The 17,749-nt window shown below is 34.5% G+C and carries 18 protein-coding genes; 11 read left to right on the top strand and 7 right to left on the bottom strand.

Going from position 1 to position 17,749, the window contains the following annotated elements; all coding sequences use genetic code 11:
• Positions 1-9: 9 nt before the first annotated feature.
• Complete coding sequence (locus A5889_RS02655) at positions 10-657, top strand: chloramphenicol acetyltransferase (RefSeq protein WP_087640316.1); 648 nt, start codon at positions 10-12, stop codon at positions 655-657.
• A 138-nt stretch (positions 658-795) separates the two neighbouring features.
• A complete protein-coding gene (rplS, locus tag A5889_RS02650) occupies positions 796-1,143 on the top strand; it encodes a 50S ribosomal protein L19 (RefSeq protein ID WP_010772344.1) in 348 nt (115 codons plus the stop codon).
• Between the two features lie 167 nt (positions 1,144-1,310).
• On the opposite strand, the gene A5889_RS02645 is transcribed toward rplS, so the two are convergent.
• The 3 genes from A5889_RS02645 to A5889_RS02635 form a co-directional block, all read right to left on the bottom strand.
• Positions 1,311-2,189 carry a helix-turn-helix domain-containing protein gene (locus tag A5889_RS02645; protein ID WP_087640315.1) on the bottom strand — a complete coding sequence of 293 codons (879 nt, stop codon included), beginning with the start codon at positions 2,187-2,189 and terminating at the stop codon, positions 1,311-1,313.
• A gap of 343 nt (positions 2,190-2,532) precedes the next feature.
• A complete protein-coding gene (locus tag A5889_RS02640) occupies positions 2,533-2,715 on the bottom strand; it encodes a DUF1801 domain-containing protein (RefSeq protein WP_242585266.1) in 183 nt (60 codons plus the stop codon).
• 308 nt (positions 2,716-3,023) lie between these two features.
• Positions 3,024-3,632, bottom strand: coding sequence for a TetR/AcrR family transcriptional regulator (locus A5889_RS02635; RefSeq protein WP_087640314.1), 609 nt, complete (start codon positions 3,630-3,632; stop codon positions 3,024-3,026).
• 368 nt (positions 3,633-4,000) lie between these two features.
• Here A5889_RS02635 and A5889_RS02630 point away from each other — a divergent pair, with 368 nt between their 5' ends.
• From A5889_RS02630 to A5889_RS02620, 3 genes are all read left to right on the top strand, one after another.
• Complete coding sequence (locus tag A5889_RS02630) at positions 4,001-6,694, top strand: bacterial Ig-like domain-containing protein (protein ID WP_087640313.1); 2,694 nt, start codon at positions 4,001-4,003, stop codon at positions 6,692-6,694.
• Between the two features lie 267 nt (positions 6,695-6,961).
• Positions 6,962-7,366 carry a DUF7006 family protein gene (locus tag A5889_RS02625; RefSeq protein ID WP_087640312.1) on the top strand — a complete coding sequence of 135 codons (405 nt, stop codon included), beginning with the start codon at positions 6,962-6,964 and terminating at the stop codon, positions 7,364-7,366.
• 121 nt (positions 7,367-7,487) lie between these two features.
• A complete protein-coding gene (locus A5889_RS02620) occupies positions 7,488-7,685 on the top strand; it encodes a hypothetical protein (protein ID WP_087640311.1) in 198 nt (65 codons plus the stop codon).
• A 21-nt stretch (positions 7,686-7,706) separates the two neighbouring features.
• Here A5889_RS02620 and A5889_RS02615 read toward each other — a convergent pair whose 3' ends face one another.
• Both A5889_RS02615 and A5889_RS02610 read right to left on the bottom strand, forming a co-directional pair.
• Positions 7,707-8,828, bottom strand: coding sequence for a M56 family metallopeptidase (locus A5889_RS02615; RefSeq protein WP_087640310.1), 1,122 nt, complete (start codon positions 8,826-8,828; stop codon positions 7,707-7,709).
• Positions 8,825-9,199, bottom strand: a complete 375-nt coding sequence (locus A5889_RS02610; RefSeq protein WP_087640309.1) for a BlaI/MecI/CopY family transcriptional regulator — start codon at positions 9,197-9,199, stop codon at positions 8,825-8,827. Before A5889_RS02610 ends, A5889_RS02615 begins: the two co-directional genes overlap by 4 nt.
• A gap of 191 nt (positions 9,200-9,390) precedes the next feature.
• Here A5889_RS02610 and A5889_RS02605 point away from each other — a divergent pair, with 191 nt between their 5' ends.
• From A5889_RS02605 to A5889_RS02595, 3 genes are all read left to right on the top strand, one after another.
• Positions 9,391-10,275 (top strand): DUF5067 domain-containing protein, encoded by an 885-nt coding sequence (locus A5889_RS02605; protein ID WP_087640308.1) that lies wholly within the window; start codon positions 9,391-9,393, stop codon positions 10,273-10,275.
• Between the two features lie 9 nt (positions 10,276-10,284).
• Positions 10,285-10,806 carry an LURP-one-related/scramblase family protein gene (locus tag A5889_RS02600; RefSeq protein WP_339088434.1) on the top strand — a complete coding sequence of 174 codons (522 nt, stop codon included), beginning with the start codon at positions 10,285-10,287 and terminating at the stop codon, positions 10,804-10,806.
• Between the two features lie 144 nt (positions 10,807-10,950).
• Entirely contained in the window at positions 10,951-11,601 is a 651-nt protein-coding gene (locus A5889_RS02595) for a DUF1266 domain-containing protein (protein ID WP_087640307.1), read from the top strand.
• A 581-nt stretch (positions 11,602-12,182) separates the two neighbouring features.
• On the opposite strand, the gene A5889_RS02590 is transcribed toward A5889_RS02595, so the two are convergent.
• Positions 12,183-13,547, bottom strand: a complete 1,365-nt coding sequence (locus tag A5889_RS02590; protein WP_087640443.1) for a TrkH family potassium uptake protein — start codon at positions 13,545-13,547, stop codon at positions 12,183-12,185.
• 256 nt (positions 13,548-13,803) lie between these two features.
• Between A5889_RS02590 and treP the strand changes: the two genes are divergently transcribed.
• Both treP and A5889_RS02580 read left to right on the top strand, forming a co-directional pair.
• Positions 13,804-15,273 (top strand): PTS system trehalose-specific EIIBC component, encoded by a 1,470-nt coding sequence (gene treP / locus A5889_RS02585; protein ID WP_087640306.1) that lies wholly within the window; start codon positions 13,804-13,806, stop codon positions 15,271-15,273.
• A 161-nt stretch (positions 15,274-15,434) separates the two neighbouring features.
• A complete protein-coding gene (locus A5889_RS02580; RefSeq protein ID WP_087640305.1) occupies positions 15,435-16,439 on the top strand; it encodes a nucleoid-associated protein in 1,005 nt (334 codons plus the stop codon).
• A 65-nt stretch (positions 16,440-16,504) separates the two neighbouring features.
• Here A5889_RS02580 and A5889_RS02575 read toward each other — a convergent pair whose 3' ends face one another.
• Positions 16,505-16,861 (bottom strand): YxeA family protein, encoded by a 357-nt coding sequence (locus tag A5889_RS02575; protein ID WP_087640304.1) that lies wholly within the window; start codon positions 16,859-16,861, stop codon positions 16,505-16,507.
• Positions 16,862-17,043: 182 nt separating this feature from the next.
• Here A5889_RS02575 and A5889_RS02570 point away from each other — a divergent pair, with 182 nt between their 5' ends.
• Positions 17,044-17,748 (top strand): zinc metallopeptidase, encoded by a 705-nt coding sequence (locus A5889_RS02570; RefSeq protein WP_087640303.1) that lies wholly within the window; start codon positions 17,044-17,046, stop codon positions 17,746-17,748.
• The last annotated feature ends 1 nt before the right edge of the window (position 17,749 follow it).

Genomic DNA, 17,749 nt, shown 5'->3' with positions numbered 1-17,749 from the left:
GTTACAGAAATGGGCGTAACGGCAACAGTCATCGATCAAAAAACATGGCAACGGAAAGAGCATTTTGACTTTTTTTCAAGAGCTGCAGATTCACCTTTGTATGATGTGACGACACAATTGGATGTGACTCATTTTTATGAGTATGTGAAACAAAACGAGCTATCTTTTTACTACAGCATGATTTATGCAACAACGACTATCATGAACCAAATTGAAAATTTCCGTTATAAAATACGAGGCGAAGAAGTTTTTTTGATCGATCGTTTAATTCCAAGTTTTACAGACTTAAAACCTGACAGTGAATTATTTCATATTGTGACTCTTGATCTAGAAGAAGAGCTGCACGCTTTTGTCAATAAAGCAAAAAAAGTCAGTGCAGAACAGCAGTGTTACTTTCCTGATTCAAAGTATCAGCCAGATGAGATGATCCAGTTTTCTTGCCTGCCGTGGTTTTCTTTCACAAATCTAGGTAATGAATTGAGCTTAGATCGGGATGACTCGATCCCTAAAGTGACATGGGGAAAATTCGAAAAGAGGGATGATTGCTTGCTTTTGCCATATTCTGTTCAAGTCAATCATCGTTTAGTCGATGGTCTACATTTAGGCAAACTGATCAATCAACTGCAAGACTTTTTAGATGAGCTTCCCGTAGTTTAAGTAAGATTATCAAGAAAAATCCCTTTACAGCAACATAGATACTGTGTTAAACTATTTCAGTGAGTGTAAAGCGCTCAACTATTACGATATTCCGCTGTGGCAGTGCCATAAGAATGTTTGGAATGAGGAGAAAAAAGAATGAATCCATTAATTCAAGAATTAACACAAGAACAATTACGTACGGATATCCCTGCGTTTCGTCCTGGGGACACTGTTCGCGTTCACGCGAAAGTTGTCGAAGGTACACGCGAACGTATCCAGTTATTTGAAGGAGTTGTTATCGGCCGTCGTGGTACAGGTATCAGCGAAACTTATACAGTACGTAAAATCTCTAATGGTGTTGGTGTGGAACGTACATTCCCATTACACACACCACGTGTTGCCCAAATCGAAGTAGTTCGTTATGGTAAAGTTCGTCGTGCGAAACTTTATTACTTACGTGCATTACACGGAAAAGCAGCTCGTATCAAAGAAATCAGAAGATAAGAAGGCACGGAGCTGTCTTACAATTTTCGAATATGAAAAGCCCTTGTACATCAAGGGCTTTTTTATTTGTTCATTTTTATTCAAGAAGCAAAAAATAGGAGTAATATTCCTTGTAGTTCTGTTTTTTATAGCTTGGATTATCAATATCTAACTAAAAAGTGTCGTTTTTACAGAGGTTTTACCGCAATCAATTCGATATAGCCTCTTGTACCGATCGGCTCAAGTTGTATTCGGGGATTAGCAGTATCCCATAGATACCCTCTTATCGTCGGATCATATTTTTGAATAGCAAGTTGTAATTCTTCGATTGCTTTTCCGTAAGAGTGTTCATCGAATGGTTCACCTTGAAACATCAGATATTGGGCTGGAGGGAGTTCGATCACGTCAAAATCTTCTGGAATAATGCCATCATAGTCTAAAGAGACTTCAACACCCTGTACATATTCTGAGGTATTTGGTTTCCGATAAATAGTAGGCAACCAAAGGCAAATAGGCTCTCCGCAGATAGAAGGAATGCTTTGAAGCAGCCCCCAGACATCACAACTGATTTCCTCGCAATAAGAGAAATAATCTTTAGCTGCGATTCCGCGTTTTAAGAGTACCTTACGAGCGGGTTTGTCTATTAATTGTATAAAAACATTTTTTAAGTTTTCCATAGTATTATTACTTCTTTCTGTCTGCTTGTAGTTTACACTGTATGGGGTGAATAAATACAAAGGAATTGGTCTAGAAGCATATTCGCTAGGATTACATCCAAATTCCTCAAAAAAAGCCCGTTGATACCCATCAACGCTTCCAAAGCCCATTTCAAATGCAATATCTGCTATTTTAGTAGGATCGTCTCTTAGCTTTAAAGCAGACTTTGATAGGCGTAGTTTACGAATATATTTCGCAGGAGAAATTCCAGTATATTGCTGAAATAGACGATGAGAGTACCATGGAGAAAAGAGTGATACGTTGGATAAATCTGCAAGACTGATTTGCTCAGAGAAATGAATTTTGATATAGTCTTGCATTCGTTGAACCGCTTCAAGCTGCTCTTGCATAGTTTCACCTCTTTCTTATAGGGCTATTATACATACAATAAAATGAACTTTCTCGACTTTTTTGCACAAATATTTTCACTAAAAATTAACGATCATTTATATATTTTTTTAGATTACAAAAGCAAAAAAAGAACATGAAATTTTCCTATTTCCCCTTTAAATTGAATGGGGTTAGAAAAGGTACATGTTCTTTTTATTTTTGCTCGTTTCAATTTGAAATAAGCTGGTTGAGACATTTGTTTCGGACTATTTTATTAAAGTGAATAGATTTATAAACTTTCTGAAGCTTCAGTCAGTAAGCTTTTCAGCAATTCAAAATCAACTGGATCATTTTCTTTGATTTTCAACCATTTTCGTTAGGTCCTCCAAACTCTTTTGGAAACGTAACATTTTCTGTATTCATGATCATAAAAGCTATTGCATCTTTACTTGGTGAGATGACTGCGGCGTATTGGTTGTTTTTCAAAAAATGTGGTTTCTTGTATTGGATTCTTTCCTCTACATTAGGGATGACTTCATGGACCAAATCACGTAATTTTTCTATCTAAGTTTTTAATAAAAAGAACAACTTCATTTTCCACTTAACACGACCTCCTTTGTTTTTTCCCATAAAGATTTTTTCTAAAATCTCAACAAGTAAGCTTAATTTTAACACGATAGATAAATTTGTCATAGTTAATGATCTGATATAGGGTGTTCTATTGGTCAAAGGAGACTTAATGTAAATAGTGGGAAGTTTTAGAGTTAAACTGAATGAGGAAACTAAAATTGGAAAAAATTGATAGAGAAATTTTTTCTGCGATCGAATTCCTATTAGAGTAGAATTTTAATGATTTATGGAGATCCTACTTTTCGTGTATACAACTCCATAAGAGAAGGGGCCAGCATAGTTAAGATTCGTTCTGTAATTTCTTCAGATGTTTGACAGAAACCAGATAAAAACCACTCTTCTGTCAGTGCTTTTACTCCGGTAGTCATATAAGTTGCATAACTTGCGATGATGACTTTATCAAATTTAACGGAAAAGATTTCTGGCAAGGCAATCAGAAAATGATTGTAGTACGTGGCGTAAAGAATATCCATAAAGTCTACAGGACTGTGTTCAGACACAAGAGCAGAGATATATTTTCTATTTTCATAGAAAAAAATCATGATTTCTAGGGTATTAGGAAATAAGATATCTTTTATCGCAGTAGAATCCTCCATGTCGACATTTTTTAAAAATGGGAGATTCTTTTTCTGGATCTCATCAAAATTAGTGAGCAAATTCTCAATAAGTACATCAAGTACATCTTCTTTATTTTGGAAGTAATTATAAAATGTAACGCGGCTAATATCGACAATTTTTGTGATTTCCATTATTGAGATTTTTTCAAAGTGTTTAGACTTTAATAATTCAATTGTGCAATCGGTAATTAGTTGGGCCATTTCAAGATCATTCATCTCTTATCACTCCTTAAAAGAGCACGAAAAACTCATTTATCAGCCTAATACTACAATGGATAAATAAAAATTTCAATAAATAACCTATTTATAGTCGTACATATTCAATTTATTGAAAGTTGATTATAAAGTCTATACTTTACAGATAGAAAGAGACTGTAAATTGAAATTTAAATATAATCTTGTAATATAGAGGTGTAAAGACATGTTATTTAATGTGGGGTTTACTAATGGAATATTATTTCAAACGTTAAGGGGATTGTCTCTTTTTCTGACAAAAATAGCTTACTAATTTATTTGTTTTTATATAGGCATTCCCATGTGAAAAATTGAATTTGTTTTTTTATGATTTATAGGAGGAGATTGAAATGAAAAAAAGAATGTTATCGATGTTTAGTTTAGTTGTATTAGTCGCATCTTATACTTCTGGAATAGTTTCTGTGTACGCTGAATCTATAGAAACGATCAAAGAACCAATGGTTTATGTAAGTGAAGAAGAACAGGTTCAAAACGAAGAAGTTTCAACCGAAACCAGTAGCCAAAGTGCTGAAGAATCTATAGATCAGGTGGAATCATCAGATGATGCCTATGATCTTGAGGGAAATGAGTTGAACAGCAGCATTTCCGAAGAAAGAAATGTTGAAACTCAAAATACTACGGAATTAAATGAGTTAAGTGATGATTTATATTCAGGGACTTTTGGAACGAGCGATTGGCGAATTGATTCTAACGGAATACTGCATATTGGTGCAGGAAATTTTGAAAGTACAAACGGAGAAAGTCCATGGATAACTTATTCTGATCAAATAAATAGAATTGTTTTTGAAGGTAAAGTAGTGGCTCACTCAAATAGCAAATACTTGTTTTCAAAATTTCCTAATCTAGAATCTATAGAAAATTTAGAGTTATTAGATACTTCTCAGGCTACACTTATGAATAATATGTTTTCTATGTGTCCTAAGTTACGTTCTTTAGATGTTTCAACTTTTAATACAAGTAGCGTTACGGATATGGGAGGTATGTTTGCGTATAATCCAGGACTGGTGTCCTTGAATGTATCAGGATTGGATTTGAGCCGTACTTGGTTCTTAAATTTAATGTTTGCCGAGTGTTCTTCGCTAAAAGAATTAGATGTATCTTCATTTCGAACACCCGTCAATGGAATGGGCTCGATGTTCGCTATGTTTCGAGACTGTAGTAGTCTAGAATATTTAGACTTATCTGGATTTGATATGATGAAAATCAATTCTAATATCAATAGAGAGTTTTTAGCAGGAACAACCTCACTAACAAAATTAAAATTGGGAAGCAAAGTGCGTTTTACAAATGTAGAAGCTCTTCCGGATGTACCAACAAATACTCAATATACAGGGAAATGGCAAAATGTTGGGGACGGAACACCAGAAAGTCCAAATGGTAGCTACGTGTTTACTTCAAAGGAGCTTACAGCCTTCAATAATTACCAAGGTTCTGAAATGGCAGGCACTTATGTTTGGCAACCAACACAAGTGGAGCAAACTGGAGATATAATCATAAGCTATGTAGATACGTTTGGAAATAATATTTCAGATCCAGTAACAGGTTTCGAAATCCAACCAGTGACTTTTTCTGGAAAAATTGGTGATGCAGCTGATGACGATCTTTATTATGTGGATGCAAGTGGATGGGTTCTCTTAACAGAGCTTCCTACAGGTATAGTGTATGGAAAGAATCCGCAAAATTATAAAATGGTGTACGACAATGCTGGTACAATATACGTAAATTATGAAGATACTTTAGGGAATAAGCTAAAAGCAGAGGAAAGAAATACTGAGTACATTTCTAAATTCGATTGGTCTTCAGGCAATCTTCCAGAGAGTGTAGCTTATGAAATAGAGACTATTGAGATGGATGGTTACAATTTTATTGGAACTGAAGGGGATCCAAAAACTGGTAATATTGAAGCTTATGAGATAAAAAGAATAACATTTAAGTATGAAAAAATTGATTATTCATCATTGAATGTCCATGATTCAACCATTCAAGTAGGTGAAAGCTGGAATGCAGCAGATAACTTTGACAGTGCAACTGATAAAGATGGAAATTCAGTCGATTTCGAAGATGTGACCGTTAAGGGCTTCGTAGATACAACTAAAGAAGGCGAATACGAAATAAGTTACAGTTATGAAGAAACAACAAGTATAGCGAAAATAACTGTAAAAGCAAAAGAAGCAGCCCCAATCATAAATGTTCAAGACTCAAGTATTCAAGTGGGAGATACTTGGAAAGCAGCAGATAATTTTATCAGTGCATTTGATAAAAATGGAAAGCTGTTAGACTTCAGTGAGATCAAAGTAACAGGAGAAGTGGATACAACTAAAGAAGGCGAATACGAGGTAAGTTACAGCTATGAAGAAACAACAAGCGTAGCAAAAATAGCCGTAAAAGCAAAAGAAGCAGCTCCAATCATAAATATCCAAGACTCAAGTATTCAAGTGGGAGACAATTGGAAAGCCTCAGATAATTTTATCAGTGCATTTGATAAAAATGATGATCCATTAGACTTCAGTGAGATCAAAGTAACAGGAGAAGTAGATACAGCTAAGCCAGGTAAATATGAAGTAAGTTACAGCTATGAAGAAACAACGAGTGTAGCGAAAATAACCGTAAAAGCAAAAGAAGTAGCACCGATCATAAATGTCCATGATTCAAGCATCCAATTGGGGGACAATTGGAAAGCCTCAGATAATTTTACCAGTGCATTTGATCGTTTAGGCAATGCGGTAGAATTTAAAACGATTAGTATAGAAGGTACAGTCGATACAAAAAAAGTTGGGACTTATGAGGTAAAATATAGCTATGATGGAATAAGTGCTGTAGCCAAAATTACAGTGAAGGATAACAAAAAGACGTCGGACAAGCCACACAGCAATCACAAAAATTCAAAAACGAAAGAAAATAAAAAGCAACAACTACCTAAAACAGGAGAAAAAACAAGGAGAATCGGTACATTCGTTGGAAGTGGGCTTATCCTTGTAATAGTACTATTTTTAGTAAAAAAGAGAAAAAATACTTCTTATTAATTCAAAAAAAGCATAAGAAGTAAATTCAAAAAATAAATGTATTTGATGTGTATAGAAGAAAGTAAGGTCAGAACTAGGAAGAATCTTGACTAAAATGATAAGAGGGAAGGGACTATAGACTGTTAAACGTTTAAGTTTGTTCCTTCTTTTTCTGTTGCATAAAGAAATGATGTCGATCAAAGAACGCATTGGAGACTAACTTTAAATAATTTATACTAATTATCTAGTCGAAATAGTTTCATACAAAGATGTTTGAGGAGCGTGTTTATGAATAATGAGAAAAGTATTCTAGAAGAACTTGATTTATTTGTACAGAAGCATCATATTGAAAGGTATTCAAATTTAGAAAAATATTATTTGAATTTGAGAAGTGACCTAAAAAAGCTCTTGATACCTGATACAACGAAGAATGCGATTCAATCTGCATTGTATTGTTTTCATTTAGAATCAAAGCTGCAATTATTTATATTTTATTTAAAACAGTTAGAAAATGGTTCTTTGGATATGAGTGAAGAGGACATTGTAAATAGGATGGAAATGGACTGCGGTCATTATTCTGTTGAAATGATTTGTACTGAATTGATTGGAGAGATATCAATTCTAATGGAACAAATAAATCAAGAAATGGCATACGGTAAGTCTAAAGTGAAATTTAAGAGTTTGAGAGAGTGATCCTTTTGAGTATACATGAAAGAGTAAATCGCACACGTTATCAATTTGAGGATTCATCATTCAATAGTAACAAAATAAGATCGAAAGCTGATTTCAACCCTGAAATTCAAATCACAGGAAAATGAAAGAGGTAGAACTAAATCATTCCCCTCTTGCCTTACCAGATAAAATTATTCCTGAATATAAACAAACGATTATCAAAGAGGACTTACCAAGAACAGATGAAGTTTTTTCATTGCAACTGCTGATGATAGGTTTTCTTATTCTAGTTTTATTTCTCTTGACCAATGTTGGTTTATACAAAAAGAAGGCCGAATGAACAGGCCTTTTTTTGTATAATCTAAGAGAACGGACGTCCTAAGGGTTTTTTAGTTGCGTCCACTTCATCAGAAGATTCGCTAGTTGATGGTGCATCAGTTGGTTTATCTATAGGCAGCGTTTTTTGGGGTACCGTATAAGCACCTAAAATAATGGCACTGAAAATAAGAATCATAGCAGAAAAAACTGAGGTCAGTCGTTTAAGATGTCGATCATTATGAGTATTTATAAGTACATCTAAGCGTTTTTTGATTTCGTTCGTATTCTCATATAATGTGACAGAAGCTACTTTTTCATTGTATTTATTCGGCATCCTGGCCATTTCTATCAATGTTGTACCATAATCGAATTGCTGCTCTTTTGTATAATGATTTGTCGTGCTTTCATCACAAGCGTATTCACATTCTTGATTCAAAGCCCTTGCAATGAAATATACAGCCGGATTAAACCAATGAACACAAAGAATCAATTGCATAAACCATTTATAAATCAAATCCTTATTCTTATAATGAGTAAGTTCATGTGAAAGGATATGATATAACTGCACCTCAGTTAGTGATACACGAGGTAACACGATATAGCTTTTTTTGATCCCTAATAAAAGTGGGGACGAAATAAGTGCTGATGTATAAAGCTCTACAGTGGTATGGATCTTTTTTTCTTCACAGATGGTACTAAGCGTGTCAAGTATCAAGGGATCATCTACAGGGTGCCAGTCTGCTTTGATATACTTCGAAAAACTTTGATACTTCGTGATTTTTTGAATGAGGAATCCAAAGCAGATCACTAGCCAAATGTATAAAATATATGGCGCAATATTTTTGCCTTTACTTCCCATAACAACATTGTCACCAATCACAACATTGTCTCCAACGATGACAGCAGGATTTTTGCGATCCTTTGGTCCAAAAAACGTTGTATAAATATTAGAGGACTCAAAGGTTGAAAAGGATTTTCCAATCACACTTTGTTCTGAAGAGATAGGGAGGATCAAGCGCAATAATACGATCAATAAAAGATAGTAGTATACACGATGTGAGACTTTTTTTGACAAGATTCGTCTGAAGAGTGTCCAAATACCAAATAAAATAGTACCTGAAAGACTAAGGGAAACAAGTAACATCAATAATTTTACACTAGTCATTCTTTATTTTTTTCCCAATATTCTTTTAGATCCTCAATTTCTCTATCAGAAATCAATTCATTTTCTACCAAAGTTGCAATCAATCCTTTTACTTCACCCTCATATACTTTCCCCACAAAATCTTTTGTTTCTTGTTCTAAATATCCCTTCTCAGTTAATAAAGCGATATATTCGTTTCGTCTCCCTTTTTTTTGAACAGCTAAAACTTGTTTTTCTGTCAAGCGAGCTAAAAAAGTCAGAATCGTATTGTTTTTCCATTTAAATTCTTTTTTATGCAGTTCGTCAACGATGTCAGAAAACATCATTTGTCCGTCATGAGCCCAGATAATTCTTAGAATCTCTAATTCTGAATCTGATATCTTAGGTGCCATACAAGCTCTCCTTTTCATTTTGTTTATCCTATTTTGGTTTTAAATAAGACGAATAACTCAATTATAACACGACTATTGACAAATTAGAAAAGTGCATGATAATATAACTACATGATGTAGGTTTAAAAAGTACTTTTATAAAATTCTAGAATTGACAGATCTATATCAAAATTGAAAAAGGAGACAATTATGTGAAAAATAAGTGGTTGCTCACTGTCTTTGTCTTATTGGAACTACTTAGTATGACTGCATGTTCAAAACCGATCAATCATGTACAAGATGACGGAAAAACAAAAGTCATAAAAGATTCATCTATAGCTCAGGAGCAACTTTATGGAGAATTATCAAGTTTAGTGAGTTTTCCAAAACAGATCAAGATGTCCGACCTCTTTAATAAGAAGATATCATTTGTTGTAAAAGCACAAGGAGAACCTTACCAAATAGAGTCGAAAGATAAAACGCTAAATGGGGTTTGGTATATCCCAGTGTTTATGATGAGAAATCCAAAAAAACCGATCTATTTAGATGTATCTAATATAAAAAAAGAGCAATGGCCAAAAGACGGGGAGATCCTAAAAGTAGATGGGGTACCAATCGGCTACCTATATACAAGCTACCAAAATGAACGACTAGATTTACTTGATATCAAAGCACAAAAAATCAAAAAAGTGGTGGACTCAGAAAAAGAAGTAGCAACAAAACAAATCATCGAGACGCAAACCTATAGGATAGAATTTAATGGAGTGGATAGTCTTTTAGATTCATTTAATGAAGCTAGTATGATCGTCTATTATCATTTCAAAAATAAAAAACAACATGCAGCGATCTCGCCACTCAAAACATATTTTCAATTTAGCCAAAATAATGAAGTATTAGAACCGACCTTTATTTCGTTGGATAATGAGTTATTAGATCCAAAAGCAATCAATAGAGATAGCTTGGAATCAGGGGAAGAAATGCTCTATTATGAAGTTTACAAACTTAAAAATGAAGAAATACCAGTAATTGTTCGTACATTTGATGATGAATATACGTTATTGAATGAGTTAGAAATGCCTATCAAAAAAATGAAATAAGAATCAAAGATAATAAGGGGATATTACATGAAATATATTGTGAAACAAAAGTTGGTTGCGTTAAAGCCTACGTATGAGATTTTAGATGCCTCAGGCAATCCATTATATAAAGTAATAGGAAGTTTTTTAGGACGAGAAAGTTTTGAAATTACTGATTTGGATGGAGAGACTTTGGCTATGTGTAAAACAAATGTCAATGTTTTGAGTATGATCGGTTCATTTTTAAGATACAATTTCAAAAAGTATCACATTTCAGTCGAGGGTGAATCCGTTTTATCTATTGCTCGCTCACTAAATATTTTTAGCTATAAATTTGCGATTGATTCAGTGCTTGGTGATGTAAGCTTAGGTTATGGGATGACAGGAAGTCATCAGTTCAAATTACAAGAAAAAGTTATTTGTGATATAGATAAAAGAAAATTGACTTTAGGTGGAGATGAATATCATATTGAAGTAGATGACACTCAGGATCACAAAACGTTTTTATTAACAGCGATTGCTCTAGATCGTATTTTCTATACCAAAAGATAAGCAACAAATAATTATCTTATTCATTTACACATTGATATGAGTTGTAAACGCTATTATTTAAACCTTTTTTCTATGTTGGGTGTATGGCAAAATAAAAGAGAGTCTGTTTTTATACTTTCAGAAGATAAATAAAGGAGAAAAGCTATGTGGTTTAAAAAGAAAATAGAAGTACCTTCAGAAATTATTGATTTCAATGTTTTTCCACCGGAAAAAGAAAAATTTCTTTGTATTGGAGCCGCTGTTACTCGATTTGCCGAAGCGAAAAGGGCGGTTCAACCAAATTATTTGAAACTATATTTTCCAGAAAAATACAAGAAGAATATTGTTAAATATTGGTTGCCGATGTTTGGGATTTCAACGGGGGAGAATGCCAAAGCGTTGATCGAAAGCTGGATTAGTGAAAATAGTTATGCAGCAGTAGTATCTGAGGATACGAAAGGCAAAGTGCAAAAAGAAATTCAAAAAGCAGCTCGTAAACAGGAGACTGACGTACAAGTATTAATGAGTGCTTCTGAAAAAATCAGTGATTCAGGTGCATTTGATATGGAGCGATTAGGGTATATCATTCGTGTGTGCTTTACACTTGATCTTATCAAGGAGCAGGATGCCTGGATGTATTTAGAGATGCTTTATAAATTAGCTCAGGAGCATTATGAAAATTGGGAAGAATACATTGTTAGTTATAGCAATGAAAATGAAGCAATGAATACTAGCTGGTATAAAGACATCATTATAGATTATTTAGCGATAAAACAAGGAAAAGAAAATATTTTTGATAAATATCCTTTAAAGTGATTGATTATTTTAAGGGAAAACCTACTTTTATTGACGATAAAAAAAGCATTCTCTTATATACATATTTGAAGAGGATGCTATTTTTTTATTATTTATTGTAAGCTCGAAACACGCATAGACATAAGTTTTAGCGATCATTTTATAAAAAATAAAAACAAATAAGGGTTATTAGTTGCAAAAAAAGAAACAGGCGAGTAATATACAAATATACCAACAACAACCCTTTTTATTTTTTCATTTTACTCGCAAGAGTAAAACTCCTTTTTCCCATCTTCTTAGAAGGTGGGATTTTTTATTTAAATGATAGAATAACAACTTATCATTTAAATAAAATATTGTTTATCATTGATATTTTTTGAAATTAAAAATAAATTATCATTTGAGGGTTATTAGTTGCTATTAATAAGAAAAGATAGTAATATACAAATATACCAACAACAACCCTTTTTATTTTTTCATTTTACTCGCAAGAGTAAAACTCCTTTTCCCATCTTCTTAGAAGGTGGGATTTTTTTGACTAAAAAAATAGTTTAAATTAAAAAAGAAAACATAAAATATTTGAATTTTATGTTTTCTTTTTATTATCCGATCATCACGCTCTCATCAGGATACTTGTATTTAGCTTGTTGCTTTTGTCCTCTTGTCAATAAAGAAAAGCCAACCGTGTAGATGCCTACCCGTCCAATGTACATCAACAGCATGATGATGATCTTGCCGATAAAAGTCAGTTCTGGGGTAAGACCCATTGTTAAGCCAACCGTTCCGAATGCCGAAAATACTTCAAAGGCAATATACTCAATACCGGAGGATTCAGGGATATTTTCCGTAATAGATAAAAGCATGATAGATAATACGCACAAGGTCAATGTAATAAAAAATAGCGTCAGAGCACGGAAAACAGTACTATTTCGAATCGTCCGTCCCATAAATTCGGCTCTCGTTCGTCCTTTGAAGATGGAAACTATTTGAATCACTAAAACAGCGAACGTCGTTGTCTTCAATCCGCCTGCAGTCGATCCTGAGGTTCCCCCAATATACATTAAAAAAATAGTTGTGATCAGACCGGCATTTGTCATCTGCATATAATCGATCGAATAATAGCCAGCAGTCCTAGGAGTAACTGACATGAAAAAAGTATTGATCAACCGATCGAAAAAAGTTGTTCCTTCTGTTAATTGACCAGCATTTTTTTCAGTTAAGAAAAAGATGATAAAACCGCCAATAAGTAAAGAAAAAGTAGTGATCAAAGCAATTTTAGTATGCAGAGAAAACTTTTGCTTTTTTTTGACTCTTAATAGATCTTGCCAAACAATAAATCCCAAGCCACCAGAAATGATCAACGCACCAACAACTAATAAAACAAACGGGTTACTTTGATAAGGGGTCAAGCTATCTCCAAGCAAATCAAATCCAGCATTACAAAAACTTGAAATAGAATGGAAAAGACCGAAAAATAGCCCTTTGCGCCAGCCAAATTCAGGAACAAATTGAATGGAAAGTAGTATAGCTCCCGTCAGTTGAATAATAGCTGCCAATTTGACGACATAAATCATCAAACGAAAAGCACCAGACATATCATCTAAATTAAGCGCTTCACGCAATAAAATACGCGTACTTAGCGTAATTTTTTTTCGAAGAATAAAGTATAGAAGAACAGGCATCGTCATAAATCCGAGCCCGCCGATTTCAATCAACAGCATGATGATCAACTGTCCGTAAGCATTCCAATGAAGTGCGGTATTCAAAGTTGTCAATCCAGTCACACAAACAGCAGAAACAGAAGTAAATAAAGCATCGATAAACGGTGTAGACGTACCACTTCGAGAAAAGACCGGTAAGGTAAGTAGCGCGCCTCCTAAAAAAATCAGAAGAATGAACCCTAAAGCAAGAACTTGTACAGCAGATAAACGTTTTTTTAGTTTGATAGCAATAGATTTTTTTTTCATTTTTCCCTCGATCAAACCGCTGACACCAGCAGTCTCTTTTGTATTTGATAAATCCAAGTGTATCATTTTCTGAAATAAATTCCAGTGATTTGAGAAATACAAATGAAGTGCTTCGAAATTGTAATAATGCGTATAAATAAGTAGAACGAAATTTTTTTATTCTTTAAAAAGAAAACGCTTGTAAAAAATGAAATAATGCAGTATTATACAAATACAGGGAACTTGTACATACAAGTTAACGGAAAGGAGCAAAGAAATGGGTAAATTTCAAGAAGATGCAAAAAAACTGTTAGAAGATGTTGGAGGCAAAGAAAATATTGCAGCGGTTTCACATTGTGCAACTCGGATGCGCTTTGTACTGAATGATGCGGCTAAAGCTGATACCGCGGCAATCGAGAAAATCCCTTCAGTTAAAGGAACATTTACGAACGCTGGACAATTTCAAGTCATTATTGGTAATGAGGTAGCGCAATTTTATAATGATTTTTCTTCTGTTTCAGGACTTGAAGGCGTTTCCAAAGAGCAAGGGAAAGCAGCGGCAAAACAAAATCTAAATCCGGTACAGCGGGCAATTTCTGTATTGGCAGAAATCTTTACACCATTGATTCCAGCTTTGGTAATCGGTGGACTGATCTTAGGCTTCCGTAATGTTTTAGAAGGAATTCCATTTGGTTTTTTAGATGGACAAAAAATTGTTGAAGTTTCACAATTTTGGAGCGGTGTGAACTCATTCCTATGGCTGATCGGTGAAGCGATTTTCCAATTTTTACCTGTTGGTATTACTTGGAGTATTACGAAAAAAATGGGGACTACTCAAATTCTTGGTATTGTACTAGGGATAACATTAGTTTCTCCACAATTATTAAATGCTTATGCAGTTGCAACGACAGCAGCAGCGGACATTCCATTTTGGGATTTTGGCTTTGCTCACGTGAACATGATCGGTTATCAAGCACAGGTGATTCCTGCAATGCTGGCAGGTTTCCTATTAGCCTATTTGGAAATCTTCTTTAGAAAAGTTATCCCTCAGGCCGTATCGATGATTTTTGTTCCATTGTTTGCTTTGGTACCAACAGTCTTAGCTGCTCATTTAGTTTTGGGTCCAGTAGGTTGGGCAATCGGTAGCTGGGTTTCTGATGTTGTAAATGCAGGATTGACTTCTTCAGTAAACTGGTTGTTTGGTGCGTTGTTTGGATTCTTGTATGCGCCTTTAGTTATCACTGGTCTACATCATATGACGAATGCGATCGATCTACAATTGATTGCTGATTTCCATGCTACGAACTTATGGCCGATGATCGCGCTTTCCAATATTGCTCAAGGTTCAGCTGTACTTGCTGTCATTTTCATGCACAAAGGAAACAAGGAAGAAGAACAAGTATCGATTCCAGCGATGATCTCATGTTATTTAGGTGTCACTGAACCAGCGATGTTTGGGATCAACTTGAAGTATGTGTATCCTTTTGTCGCAGGCATGATCGGTTCAGCTTGTGCAGGATTATTCTCTACATTATTTGATGTAAAAGCGATTAGTATTGGTGTTGGCGGACTTCCAGGGATTTTATCGATCGTTCCACAATACTATTTAGTCTTCTTTGGTGCGATGGTGATCGCAGTCGTTGTACCATTCATTTTGACATATATCTTCAGAACAAAAGGAATTTTCAATAAGCTTGATCCTGTAGATGAAGCGACTGGCAAGTTATATGTTGAAGAAAACGCATAAAAAATAATTTTTAGCAAAACTATATTCTATCAAGTCGCGAGCCACTGGTTCGTGACTTTTTTACTTTAATATGGTTATAGAAGATATTTCCTAGAAAATAGTTGGCTTTTTCCATTCTTTCAGGTAGACTAAATAAGGTTTAAGAAAAGGGAGAAGGATAGATGGATATTTATTTAAAAAGTGCGATCCTGCATATTATTGATCGTGAGACAGGAACGCCGGTTTTTTCACAAAAGGAATTGGATTTAACAACGGAATATATTCGTGTTTATTTAACGAGTAAGATCACAAAACTTTCGACTGCTCAAACAAAAACAGGGATTTTGGCACAAGAGAGTACGTTTGTTGAAAAGATGCGCGGGATACCCAATGATTTTATTCAAAAGAGTCAGGATCTAGCTCAGCATTGGTACGATGTTTATTCAGGCAGTGAAGATGCACCAAGTGCGGATGTTTTGTTTGTTCTATATGAGTTGGATACAATCATGCACTTGGCTATGATCAAATTGAATTATAAAGAGAGCTACACTCACTATGTAGATTATGAAGAGGATGCGGTTTACAATAAGCTGATCATCAATCGGGCGATCTTACCTTCAAAATCACAAAAGCCAGATGAAGGAATGACCGTTAATCTTGATTCATTAGCCTATGAATTGCTTGAAAAACGTTATGAATTTTCAGGAGAAAAAGTTTGGTACTTCTCTGAAAAAGTCATTGAATCAGAACCAGCTCCTTCAATAGAAGAAAACATGAAGGAAATCAAAAAAGCAGTCAAACGTATCGGAAAAAAATTCAATGAAGATGAGTTCGAATTGATTGCTTCTGTTAAAGAAGCTGTATATGAAAGTATCGAAGAAACAGGCACGATCGATAACGAACAAGTCGCTGAGTTAGTCTTTAAAGAAAATATTTCAGCTCGTATGGCATATCAAGAAGAAGTCAATGAATCAAAATTTGTTGATAAAACGCCTCCGGTAAGAGAAGCGAGAGAAATTTCCGAGAAAAAATTTGGGAAGCAAAAGCTAAAAATGAGTAACGGGATCGAATTGATCGTCCCGATCGATGTATATCGTAATGGAGACTTGATCGAATTTGTAAATAATCCTGACGGTACCGTATCTATTGTGTTAAAAAATATTGAAAAAATCAGTAATCAATTATAGGAGCATTGAATATGAAAAAAGCGCACAGCGATTTTGCTTGTGCGCTTTTTAAACATGTTCTTTCTTTATTCACTCATGTGAGCTAAAGCTTTCGGAGGAACTTCGTTTTCTTTGACTTCTTCCCAGCTTATCACGCCTTTTCTGGCATTGACTTTCAATTTTAAATAAGCGTTGATACGTAAGGGCTTGTCTCTGATTTCACTCATCTTTTGGACGCTTTTTTCACCATTTTTATCGTAGGCATCTTGCGTATAGTCATATTGAGTATATGTTTCGCCAGTTGAAAACTTTCCGTCTTTTATTTCTGTGGGTGTTCCAACTTGGGTATAATAGGCTTTTCCGCCATAATAGTAATTGTATCCAAACCAAGCTGCACCTGTTAATAGTAAGAATGGCAGGATAAAAAGTAATAGTTTTTTCATTCTCTTCACCTCTTAATGGTAGTATGCCTGTTTTTGACAAAGGAATCCATTGAAATGACTTAAAAAAAAGTGACAGTTTTGTTAGAGGAATCTAGTTCAGCCTTCATAAAATCGTCAAGTTCTGGATACACTTTTTTAAGAAAGACATGATACAATGGAGAAAAGAATAGGGGGAATAAAAAATGGTACCATTTTATGCAATTTTTGATCCGACATATATTTTGGTTATCGTAGGCCTTTTGATTTCAATGGCTGCGTCCGCATATGTAAATAGCACATTTCGAAAATACGACAAAATTCAGAGTCGAAATAATATTACAGGAACCAAAGCGGCTCAATATATTTTACAAGAAGAACATATCAATGATGTCGGAGTACAACAAATCTCAGGAAATTTGACTGATAACTATAATTCAGGTAATAAGATGCTTAGTTTATCAGAAGCAACAGCACAATCGATGTCTGTTGCGGCAATTGGTGTTGCTGCACATGAATGCGGTCATGCGGTTCAGGATCATACAGGATATAGTCCTTTAAAAATTCGGGCGGCAATCGTTCCAGTAGCGAATATCGGTTCATCATTGTCATTTCCGATCATATTGATCGGTGTGCTTTTTAGCTGGAATCAAACATTGATCAATATTGGTATACTGGCATTTTCTTTGGCTTTGCTTTTTCAATTGGTAACACTTCCTGTTGAATTCAATGCATCAAGACGAGCATTAAAAATTTTGTCTGACGGCAATATTCTAACAGCAGAAGAAGTTCCAATGGCCAGAAAAGTTTTGTTTGCAGCTGCTTTAACATATGTAGCAGCCGCACTAGCAACATTTTTACAATTACTTCGCCTGATCATTTTATTTGGTGGAAACAATCGACGGAATTGAT

The sequence above is a fragment of the Enterococcus sp. 9D6_DIV0238 genome (assembly GCF_002174455.2).
Taxonomy (GTDB): Bacteria; Bacillota; Bacilli; order Lactobacillales; family Enterococcaceae; genus Enterococcus_L; species Enterococcus_L dunnyi.
This window is presented reverse-complemented; position numbering and strand designations above follow the sequence as displayed.

Excerpts from the sequence above, each read along its gene's own strand:
- A5889_RS02635 (WP_087640314.1), bottom strand. The coding sequence starts at position 3,632 with ATGAATGATCTTGAAATGGCCCAACTAATTACCGATTGCACAATTGAA.
- A5889_RS02645 (WP_087640315.1), bottom strand. The coding sequence starts at position 2,189 with ATGCAAGAGCAGCTTGAAGCGGTTCAACGAATGCAAGACTATATCAAA.
- A5889_RS02595 (WP_087640307.1), top strand. The coding sequence starts at position 10,951 with ATGTGGTTTAAAAAGAAAATAGAAGTACCTTCAGAAATTATTGATTTC.
- A5889_RS02580 (WP_087640305.1), top strand. The coding sequence starts at position 15,435 with ATGGATATTTATTTAAAAAGTGCGATCCTGCATATTATTGATCGTGAG.
- A5889_RS02625 (WP_087640312.1), top strand. The coding sequence starts at position 6,962 with ATGAATAATGAGAAAAGTATTCTAGAAGAACTTGATTTATTTGTACAG.
- A5889_RS02575 (WP_087640304.1), bottom strand. The coding sequence starts at position 16,861 with ATGAAAAAACTATTACTTTTTATCCTGCCATTCTTACTATTAACAGGT.
- A5889_RS02570 (WP_087640303.1), top strand. The coding sequence starts at position 17,044 with ATGGTACCATTTTATGCAATTTTTGATCCGACATATATTTTGGTTATC.
- A5889_RS02620 (WP_087640311.1), top strand. The coding sequence starts at position 7,488 with ATGAAAGAGGTAGAACTAAATCATTCCCCTCTTGCCTTACCAGATAAA.
- A5889_RS02630 (WP_087640313.1), top strand. The coding sequence starts at position 4,001 with ATGAAAAAAAGAATGTTATCGATGTTTAGTTTAGTTGTATTAGTCGCA.
- treP (WP_087640306.1), top strand. The coding sequence starts at position 13,804 with ATGGGTAAATTTCAAGAAGATGCAAAAAAACTGTTAGAAGATGTTGGA.
- A5889_RS02615 (WP_087640310.1), bottom strand. The coding sequence starts at position 8,828 with ATGACTAGTGTAAAATTATTGATGTTACTTGTTTCCCTTAGTCTTTCA.
- A5889_RS02610 (WP_087640309.1), bottom strand. The coding sequence starts at position 9,199 with ATGGCACCTAAGATATCAGATTCAGAATTAGAGATTCTAAGAATTATC.
- rplS (WP_010772344.1), top strand. The coding sequence starts at position 796 with ATGAATCCATTAATTCAAGAATTAACACAAGAACAATTACGTACGGAT.
- A5889_RS02655 (WP_087640316.1), top strand. The coding sequence starts at position 10 with ATGGGCGTAACGGCAACAGTCATCGATCAAAAAACATGGCAACGGAAA.
- A5889_RS02590 (WP_087640443.1), bottom strand. The coding sequence starts at position 13,547 with ATGAAAAAAAAATCTATTGCTATCAAACTAAAAAAACGTTTATCTGCT.